Origin of the sequence: Ferrovum sp. (genome assembly GCF_027317285.1) — a bacterium.
GTDB lineage: Bacteria > Pseudomonadota > Gammaproteobacteria > Burkholderiales > Ferrovaceae > Ferrovum.
In genome coordinates this window covers 1-8,364 of record NZ_DAHVHV010000065.1, presented here as the reverse complement: position 1 = coordinate 8,364, position 8,364 = coordinate 1, and the positions used below count along the sequence as shown (strand labels likewise).

Annotated in this window: 10 protein-coding genes, 1 pseudogene and 1 CRISPR repeat array; of the genes and pseudogenes, 7 read left to right on the top strand and 4 right to left on the bottom strand. The window is 53.8% G+C overall.

Features of this window, described 5'->3' with window-relative positions:
- Positions 1 to 123: 123 nt before the first annotated feature.
- The 3 genes and pseudogenes from M6F29_RS12385 to M6F29_RS10495 all read left to right on the top strand — a co-directional run.
- Positions 124 to 301, top strand: a pseudogene (locus M6F29_RS12385) (DUF1348 family protein); the annotation flags it as partial.
- A 28-nt stretch (positions 302 to 329) separates the two neighbouring features.
- Entirely contained in the window at positions 330 to 968 is a 639-nt protein-coding gene (locus M6F29_RS10500) for an FMN-binding negative transcriptional regulator (protein ID WP_298159527.1), read from the top strand.
- Positions 969 to 987: 19 nt separating this feature from the next.
- Positions 988 to 1,767 (top strand): PhzF family protein, encoded by a 780-nt coding sequence (locus M6F29_RS10495; protein WP_298159524.1) that lies wholly within the window; start codon positions 988 to 990, stop codon positions 1,765 to 1,767.
- A gap of 34 nt (positions 1,768 to 1,801) precedes the next feature.
- Here the strand turns inward: M6F29_RS10495 and M6F29_RS10490 are convergent, their stop codons facing one another.
- Together M6F29_RS10490 and M6F29_RS10485 are read right to left on the bottom strand one after the other, a co-directional pair.
- On the bottom strand, positions 1,802 to 2,332 hold the full coding sequence (locus tag M6F29_RS10490; RefSeq protein ID WP_298159521.1) for a GNAT family N-acetyltransferase: 531 nt from the start codon (positions 2,330 to 2,332) through the stop codon (positions 1,802 to 1,804).
- Entirely contained in the window at positions 2,322 to 2,954 is a 633-nt protein-coding gene (locus M6F29_RS10485; RefSeq protein WP_298159517.1) for a cysteine hydrolase family protein, read from the bottom strand. Before M6F29_RS10485 ends, M6F29_RS10490 begins: the two co-directional genes overlap by 11 nt.
- A 149-nt stretch (positions 2,955 to 3,103) precedes the next feature.
- On the opposite strand from M6F29_RS10485, the gene M6F29_RS10480 reads away from it, so the two are divergent.
- The 4 genes from M6F29_RS10480 (at position 3,104) to M6F29_RS10465 (ending at position 5,969) form a co-directional block, all read left to right on the top strand.
- The gene (locus M6F29_RS10480) at positions 3,104 to 4,069 is read left to right on the top strand and encodes a GlxA family transcriptional regulator (protein WP_298159514.1); all 966 of its coding nucleotides are present in this window, start codon (positions 3,104 to 3,106) and stop codon (positions 4,067 to 4,069) included.
- Between the two features lie 496 nt (positions 4,070 to 4,565).
- Positions 4,566 to 5,042, top strand: a complete 477-nt coding sequence (locus M6F29_RS10475) for a MarR family winged helix-turn-helix transcriptional regulator (protein WP_298159511.1) — start codon at positions 4,566 to 4,568, stop codon at positions 5,040 to 5,042.
- Complete coding sequence (locus M6F29_RS10470; RefSeq protein ID WP_297454544.1) at positions 5,039 to 5,488, top strand: hypothetical protein; 450 nt, start codon at positions 5,039 to 5,041, stop codon at positions 5,486 to 5,488. Before M6F29_RS10475 ends, M6F29_RS10470 begins: the two co-directional genes overlap by 4 nt.
- Before the next feature lie 25 nt (positions 5,489 to 5,513).
- On the top strand, positions 5,514 to 5,969 hold the full coding sequence (locus M6F29_RS10465; protein ID WP_298159508.1) for a DUF2269 family protein: 456 nt from the start codon (positions 5,514 to 5,516) through the stop codon (positions 5,967 to 5,969).
- A gap of 532 nt (positions 5,970 to 6,501) precedes the next feature.
- Here M6F29_RS10465 and M6F29_RS10460 read toward each other — a convergent pair.
- Together M6F29_RS10460 and M6F29_RS10455 are read right to left on the bottom strand one after the other, a co-directional pair.
- Complete coding sequence (locus M6F29_RS10460; RefSeq protein WP_298159505.1) at positions 6,502 to 7,074, bottom strand: VapC50 family PIN domain-containing toxin; 573 nt, start codon at positions 7,072 to 7,074, stop codon at positions 6,502 to 6,504.
- A complete protein-coding gene (locus M6F29_RS10455; RefSeq protein ID WP_298159502.1) occupies positions 7,075 to 7,539 on the bottom strand; it encodes a helix-turn-helix domain-containing protein in 465 nt (154 codons plus the stop codon).
- Positions 7,540 to 7,729: 190 nt separating this feature from the next.
- A CRISPR array of direct repeats spans positions 7,730 to 8,237; the repeat unit is 28 nt; unit sequence TTTCTGAGCTGCCTACCCGGCAGTGAAC.
- Between the last annotated feature and the right edge of the window lie 127 nt (positions 8,238 to 8,364).

The window sequence follows — 8,364 nt, the reverse complement described above, 5'->3', positions numbered from 1 at the left end:
GGTCACAGGGGACTTGCCGGGCTTGTCCAACAAACGGTTCAGATCGTGGCTTGCGCACGATCTAACCTTGTTCGTTATGTTGCGGCCGAAATTATATTGCAGAAAGAAAGGCGCCGACTTCTGGGTCATTGGTTCCGTTCCTATGGCAACGAAAACTGGGAATTCAATGAGCAAGGGTTCATTGGTGCGCCGCTTGGCCAGCATTAACGATCTGCCAATCCAGGCCAATGACAGGAAATTCTTCTGGCCTTTGGGGCGTCGCCCTGAGGATCACCCCGGATTGAGCGAGTTGGGGTTATAGTCGCGTTTGAACCCAGCGAGGAAATATCGTGTATATCCCATCCCAATTCGAAGAATCCCGCATCGAAGTTTTGCATCAACTGATCCGTTCCTACTCCTTGGGAACTCTGGTGACGCTCTCGGCTTCCGGGATGGAGGCCAATCACATCCCCTTCCATCTCACGCCTGAACCAACTCCCTTCGGTACCTTGCAAGGCCATGTGGCTCGCGCCAATCCGATGTGGAAAAGTTTCAATCCAGAACTTGAATCCCTGGTCATATTCCACGGTCCGGGTGGGTATGTTTCACCCTCCTGGTATCCCACCGCAAGGGAGCATGGCAAGGGGGTTCCCACTTGGAATTACGCAGTTGTCCATGCTTATGGACAACTGCGCGTGATCGATGACGCGGCATGGGTCCGGGAACAGAGCGGTTCACTCACTGCACAACAGGAATCGGCCTTCGATTCACCCTGGTCGGTTGCGGACGCTCCCCAGGACTTTATCGAACGACTGGTGGGTTCCATCGTGGGCATCGAACTCACCATTACCCGTTTGATCGGAAAATGGAAAATCAGTCAGAATCAACCGGAACAGAATCGGGACGGCGTGATTCAGGGGCTGCGTGCTCAAGGAACCCATCAGGCACTGGAACTGGCAGAATCCATGGAAAAGTACTTCGCGAAATGATTCTGCTTTGGACCACGACATGAACCTCGACATTTTTCAGATAGATGCCTTTGCCACCCGACCTTTCGAAGGGAATCCCGCTGCTGTTTGTCCCCTGGAACATTGGTTAGATGATGGCCTGCTCCAGGCGATCGCAGCGGAAAACAACCTTTCGGAAACCGCGTTCTTTGTCTCTTCCGAAGATGGCTTCGAACTGCGCTGGTTTACTCCGCTCAAGGAAGTCGCTCTTTGTGGCCATGCCACCCTGGCCACGGCTCATGTAATTTTTGAACATCTTGGTCATACCGGACCATTGCTGGTTTTTGACACGCTCAGCGGAAAATTAACGGTTCAAAAAAAAGAGCAGGGCCTGGAAATGGATTTTCCTGCCTTGCCGCCCAGGCAGTGCGACTGTCCCGAACGGTTGGCGAAAGGTTTGGGGGTCTCACCAGTGGAAGTATGGTGCGCCGATGATTATCTGGCTGTCTTCGAGGATGAGGAGACGGTTCTCGCACTTCAGCCCCACCAGGAATTATTGGCTCAACTGGATCTGCGGGGTGTCATCATCACCGCCCCAGGGAAAACAGTGGATTTTGTCAGCCGTTTTTTTGCACCCAAGTTGGGGGTTTCCGAAGATCCCGTCTGTGGCTCCGCCCATTGTGAACTCGCGCCTTACTGGGCTCGGAGGTTGGGCAGAACTGTCCTGAATGCCAGACAGGTTTCGAAGCGTGGCGGTTCAATAGGGTGCGAAGTCAAATCCGATCGGGTATTGCTGACCGGTCGGGCAGTGACCGTCATGAGTGGCGTCATGATAGTTTGAATGCCCGGTGGAGAAAGTTGATGGACCTTGCCGTTTATCGTCTGGTTTTGGCAATGGCCCTTGCTGCCAGATAATCGTCTTGCTGGAGATCCATGATCAGAAAATGCGTTGGCTTCTGATTGACATCCTTGTGACACTCTCCTCGCAGAGTGAATCCCAGACGATGATACAACTGGATGGCCCGTGGATTATTTTTACGCACGATGAGATGGATGCGTGTCAGATCGATTTCACCAAAGCCTTTTTCCATGGTTTGCGAAGTGATGATCCGGCCCAGTCCTTGACCGGTTTTATCTGGGCGTAAAGCAATCCGAAATTCGGCTTCTCCCACCGCAGTGGTGGCGAGAATTATGAAGGCGATTAATTCTCCTGATTGTTCGGCGGAAAAACGCCAGGTGTTTGGCCAGTCTTGGAATTCTGCAAGCCACCCGTCCTGCCTCAGGGCGTAATCCAGATCGTCGAACTCAGCCGGATACTTCGGCCAATTTTCAATGGTAGCGGCATCTTCCGCTGTGAGGGGACGCAATTGGATCATCGTGTTTGTCCGCATCTGTTCACGAGGCAACCCTCATACCGCGTGCCCGCTGGTTGGATCCATAGATGTTATCGCGAGGAAGTGCTTCGTCTGTTTGCAGTGCTGTAATCCATTCATCAGTGGTCGCTACGGCGGCAAATCGCGAGTGCATGACAACCGTAAAAACCCGATGGATTTCCTCTGCAGTGGCCCGGCCCGCATGGTTTTCGTAGGGTAGTGACCCAGCGGCATCCGTGAGAAACTCCACGGCCAGGCCAGCGTGCAACGCATGTTTGATGGTTGAGTCGTCACAGTTATGAGTCATATAGCCGACCACTACCAACGTGTCGATGACATTTCTGTTCAGCCACTCGGCCAGGTCAGTACCAGCGAAGGCGCTGGGCATAATTTTTTCAATGTAATGGCTGTACGGACGGGAACTGACAGACGGATGCAGTTCCCAGCCAGGAGACCCTTTGGCAAAAACAGGCGCTCCAGCGGGCAAAGTGTTCTGGACGACGATAATGGGTACGCCCGAGAATGTTGCGGCATCCATGGCTCTGCCGATATTGGTCAGAGAATGCCGAATATCGGGGAATTCGATAGGCAGGTTGCCGGTGACATATTCATTCTGCACATCAATGACGAGCAGGGCACGGCGGGGGGCAAGCATGGAGATTCTCCTTCTGAGCCATCTTCGTTACGGCACTCACGGAATTGTGACGTCATGGGGATATTATTTCTCCAGTCACTCCAGGCTGATAGTGACCTGTAAGACAATCTCCGATAAAATCGGGCCAAATTCTCAGTTTTGGAAACAGCATGACCATCCGCACCATTGCCGTGATCGCTTTCGAGGGCATCAGCCCTTTTCATCTCTCTATTCCCTGCGAGGTCTTCGGAACAGACCGTAGCGCGGCGGGGGTGCCGCGTTTTGACTTGCGCATATGCGCGGTAGAAGCGGGGCCACTGTCGACCTCGTGCGGTTTCACCCTCACGGTATCCCATGGTCTCGAGGAGCTGGTTGGCGCTGATATTGTCATCGTCCCAAGCTGGCACGATCCCTATGTGTTGCCGCCGGAACCACTCCTCGAAGCGCTACGAGAGGCTCATGCGCAAGGAGCCTGTCTGGTCGGCTTATGTTTGGGAACATTCGTACTGGCCGCAACTGGTATCCTCGATGGCCGGTCAGCCACGACCCACTGGCTTTGTGCCCATGAACTGGCACGCCGCTACCCACGCATTCGGGTTAACCCCGATGTCCTCTATGTGGACGACGGCGACGTGGTGACATCTGCGGGTGTTGCGGCGGGAATCGATTGCTGCCTGCATCTGCTGGGTAAGTGGTATGGTGCCGACATTGCCAGTCGTGTGGCACGTCGCATGGTGGTTCCATTACACCGCCAGGGTGGGCAGGCGCAGTACATCGAGTTGCCGCTTCTTGTCGAGGGGAAAGATAAACGAATGTCGGCAGTGCTCGACTGGGCGGGTTGTCAACTTGATCAGCCTTTGGATGTCGATACGCTGGCCGAACAGGCCAGAATGAGCCGTCGCACTTTTACCCGCCGTTTCAGGAAGGCCACAGGAACCACGGTAAATGATTGGCTTCGCCACCAGCGCTTGGCACTGGCTCAACGTTTGCTTGAAACCACTGATCAGCCCATCGATCTGATTGCCGCAAGGGCAGGTTTTGGCTCGTCGGTGTCGATGCGCCAGCAGTTCAGGAATATTTTGCAGATTTCCCCGTCACTCTACCGCCGCGAGTTTCGGGGGCAGGTCGGCCAATAATACAATTGTTTTCTTTGAAGAAAATTTGTATACCATAACAGAGCAAGAAACGACTACCAAAAACTTTTCAACATAATTGGTTTGCAAACAGAGCCGATCTGGAATTTTTGGACAGATCCCCGAATTCTGACAACCAACAATGATCCGCTGGGAGTAAAGGTGCAGTCCGCAGGCTGGCACATGTTCGGTTTGTTGCAGATTCTTGAGGACGGTGATTTCATCGTTCACCTCGCACAATCTGCTCCGCGTTCGTCATTTAGCCCCTCCCTGTTGTCCATCACTCACTCTCGCGAGTGACGGCCCAACCCATCTTTCCGCCTGACCTGCGCGAAACCCCCTATCTTCTGAAAGCTTCCGTACGGCACTGAAGCTGACTTCAACAACACATAAACATTGACAACTGGTTTTCAGTGGTGGAAACTGGTTGTCGTTATGTAAGCAGGGTAGCCTTCAAACAGGCGGCTACAAAATTCAACAGGTCATGAAGGAATCCCCTATGGCAATCGAGCCCAATCCCGAGGCTGTCATCTTGACCGAAATTATGCTCACGGTTTTCCGAGTGAATGGTCGTCTTCTAGAGAAAGGTGATCAACTGGTCGAACCCCTCAATCTCACCAGTGCCCGCTGGCAAGTGCTGGGTGCCGTGGCGCTCGCCGAAAAACCCCTCTCTGCGCCGCAGATTGCCGAAGCGATGGGCATCACCCGGCAGGGGGCGCAGAAACAACTTAACAAACTGGAGGAGGACGGCTTCTTCGAGCAGAGCCTCAACCCACGTCATCAGCGCTCGCCCCTTTACGCCCTGACCGAACTGGGTAACTGCACCTTTGCCAAGGTGATGACATTGGAGGCGATCTGGGCTAATGGTCTTGTTGCCGGTCTTCCCCTGCAAGATCTCAGGAAGACACTACAAACCTTGAACTCCATCTATAAACGGCTCGATTCCCCTGTTCCGAGGAAAGGGGGCCGATCATGAAATATGTTGTCCACGCCATCGCTGGTACCACAGTGATACTCATCATTGCCAGTTTCTGGATATCTACTCTAGTCTCGGAGATGTTTCTGGACCATTCCGCCGTGACGGCAGTCAAACACGCCATTGTCTATGGCCTACTTCTGCTGGTGCCGTTCATGGCCGCCACCGGCGGCTCAGGCTTCGCGCTTGGCAAAATGCGCAAAGGATATCTCCTTGACCAGAAGAAGAAGCGCATGGCAATCATCGGCACCAACGGCTTGCTCGTGATGATTCCAGCGGCGATCTTTCTCAACGGTAAGGCTGCTGTCGGTGAGTTCGACAAATTGTTCTATGCAGTACAGGCAGTGGAACTGATCGTCGGTGTCGTGCAACTCACGCTCATGGGCATGAATTTCCGCGACGGGCTCAGGCTGGCTGGCCGGTTACATTCGCGAGCCGATGAATAATTGGGTTTCAGATTAGGAGAGGTTTGTGAAAAAGACCACAAAATTGTTGCACCTCATTGGCCTCGTCATGTTTTTTGGAGGCATTCTGCCATCCATCGTTATGAACTCAGTCGTTGGAACAAGCGCCGACGCGGTGCTCATCTATCATCAGCGGCTGTTTGTGTCGGCGATCACTTGGGCGCTCACGATTCCCGGCATGTGGATTCAGATCGTTGCAGGTTGTCTGACAGCGTTCGCAGGAAAGTACCGTCCACTTGAACACCGATGGCTCATCGCCAAGTTCGTGCTTGCCGTCTTGATCCTCATAAACGGCACCTTTGTCCTCGCTCCGTTGGTCAGTCAAGTGACCAGCATCGCCGAGCAAAGCGCATTACAGGGACATCTTCTGCCGACTTATATGCCGCTCAAAAAAACAGGAAGATATGTATGGGATAGCCAACTTTCTAATGCTAGTGATCGCTTTTATTCTCGCAATTTATAGACCGAGTTTCAGGCGCGCACAACAAGGTGCTCATGCGGACCGGCCATAAATCAGGCTGGTCTTTGCCTACCAATCGCGCAATAAAACCCGTTTGATTCGTCAACGCATAACTCGTTGATTCAAAATGGTTGGATAAAAACATCTTGCGGACTTCGTGCTGTGTTCGGGGGGGCGAGTTGGAGAGAGAATAGGGGAAGGGGAGAGAGATATGACCAGATTGCGCCCGCTGGGCGTAAAGGGGCAGTCCGCAGGCTTCCGCAGGAACCACCGCGAATACGCGGGAACTGACGCGATCAAGCAAGAAAAAAGGCCAACGGAGAACCGTTGACCTTTATAAATTGGTGGAGGGGCCGCAACCCGCTACCAACCACAGAAACTCAACCGGTTAGGTTCTGTGCGAGGTGGTGCGGAAAGGTACAAATCCAGTCACTGTTGCAGGCTGTGGTAGCACTTTCGGCTGCCATTGGAATTAGCCATGTGCCTGAAAACATTTGCCAGTTCTATTCCCATGTGTGAATTGAACCGAAGCCCTTCAGATTGCTACCTTCCATTCTCGCAACTGGCCAACGGTCTGCGTGAGTCCCTGCTTGAGCAGGGTGTCGAGGTACTCGTCGGCCGTCTTGGGTGGTTTCTTCAGAGACCTGCGATGGTTGGCCGCCGCCTCGCACACTTGGGCTGCGTGCAGATCCAGTAGATCGAAGATGAAATCGTCTGGATGCTGTGCGGCCAGGTTGTAGGGCTTGAGCCGCTCGGGCGGGAAGTCCTGCAGGTTGAAAGTCACGATCAGGCTGGCGCCGCCGTGAATAGCGGCGGCAACCACATGACGGTCGTCAGCGTCCGGCAGTTCGACGGATGTGATCAGGTGCTCGAAGCCGGTGACGAGGCTATCCCGCACATGGGCGTTCATCAGAGAACGTGTGCGCTCCAGATCTTCGACCTTCAGGTCTGGCCGCTGTTTCAGAACGTTACGCGTCCACTCATCGTGAATCATGTCCGTCCAGCGCGCCCGGTACAGGTCGGTCAGTGCCAGGCGCATCAGGAAGTCGCGCAACGGTGCCGGGTAGAGCACGCACGCGTCGTAGATGACAGTAAAGTTCGAACTCATTCATTCGTACCCCATCTTGAGCGCCTGGGCTTGTTCGGCCAGGGCATCGAGGGCTCTGCTGCGCTCAGCATCGATGCGCTCTTTGTACGCAATCACGTCCTGGTAGCGGACGCGCCGATGCGTGCCGATCTTGTGGTATGGGATCTCGCCGCGCTCCAGCAACTGCACGAGGAACGGCCGCGACACGTTGAGCACATCCGCTGCATCCTGGGTGGTCAGTTCGGCGTGGATCGGAATGATATTGACCGCGTTGCCCTCACCGATTTCGGTCAAGACGTTCACGAGCAGCCGCAGCGCTGATACTGGGACGCGAACCAGATGAGAAGCACCTTTGTCATCGAAGATCTCGATCTGCTGAGTTTCCGCACGGATCTGAAGGTGGGCAGATAGCACCCGGCCACTCTCACGAGCAAGGGCAACTTCTTCGGCCGTCGGCAACGAATGCGTGGGTGAGAGTGTGGTCATAGCAACCTCATGGAAGTTTGAATCAGCATCATGGGACGAAGTATAACCGAAATAAACGAATAATCGCAATATCCGAAATGGATGTAACACCTGGCTGGTCTGATACACCCACGCCGAAATGGACACCCATTTACACCCATTCCGTCGAGACGGAATTGTCGGTCGCCGTGGCAATCTCCGGCGTCCCTCTTTTCTGAGCTGCCTACCCGGCAGTGAACATTGGCATATTGCTGTGTGAGAATCGGCGCACTTTCTGAGCTGCCTACCCGGCAGTGAACATCGAATTTTGAAAAGTTCCCACGCCGCGTAATTTCTGAGCTGCCTACCCGGCAGTGAACTGAGGTGGACAAAAAGGTCAAGCGCCTCGAATTTTCTGAGCTGCCTACCCGGCAGTGAACGGTTTGGAACCAGTCGATCACCTTCGTTCGTATTTCTGAGCTGCCTACCCGGCAGTGAACTCAGTTCGTCCGGAGTGGATTTGAACCATCCTTTTCTGAGCTGCCTACCCGGCAGTGAACTTTGGGGGAGAGTTCAGGGCATGGAATCGTGATTTCTGAGCTGCCTACCCGGCAGTGAACGTGCTTTGGGTTGAGGATGAGCCAATGGCCAGTTTCTGAGCTGCCTACCCGGCAGTGAACAATTCGGTGGTTTTCATGATTTTCTCCTGGTTTTTCTGAGCTGCCTACCCGGCAGTGAACGTGAACCATATCAATTCTGATCATGCTCACTTCATGGTTTTTCTCGATTGCCGTGGTCAGGTTTACCCATAAGACACCGCTTTTTTCAACAAGGCTTGCAATTCCATGAAGATATTGGCGTGCATAG